Annotated in this window: 1 protein-coding gene; it reads left to right on the plus strand. The window is 34.9% G+C overall.

Annotated features, from left to right (window positions below):
* Window positions 1-42: 42 nt before the first annotated feature.
* Window positions 43-344, plus strand: a 302-nt coding sequence (locus AB4486_RS26285) for a hypothetical protein (RefSeq protein WP_372119698.1), incomplete at its 3' end; no start/stop codon positions are given.

A 344-nucleotide genomic window follows, 5' to 3' on the forward strand; every position in this document is an offset into this window, starting at 1 on the left:
ACACACATTCAAAATGTTGTGGGACATAATGGAAAATAAACAATGACTACATCATACATACAACCCATTTCTCCTTTTGCATCGACAGTTGTAACCAGTAAAGATTTAAACAAAGCGGTTGATAGCTTTCTACAACGACGTTCGCTAACTAGTTTAAGTACTTCAGTAGTTTTTCGAGAACAATTACATACGATAGTTCATCGAAAATTCGGAAAATTCAGTGAAAATCAGCTTCGCATGTTTTACTCAGTCCTATCGAACACTGAACCACACTTCTGTCCTTTAATTTTGCAAACTGACTTTGTAAGTCAAATCAAAGAGTTAATATCGACACATCGTCATAT

Source organism: Vibrio sp. 10N.222.55.C6, from assembly GCF_041473395.1.
In the GTDB taxonomy this organism is placed as follows: Bacteria; Pseudomonadota; Gammaproteobacteria; order Enterobacterales; family Vibrionaceae; genus Vibrio; species Vibrio crassostreae_C.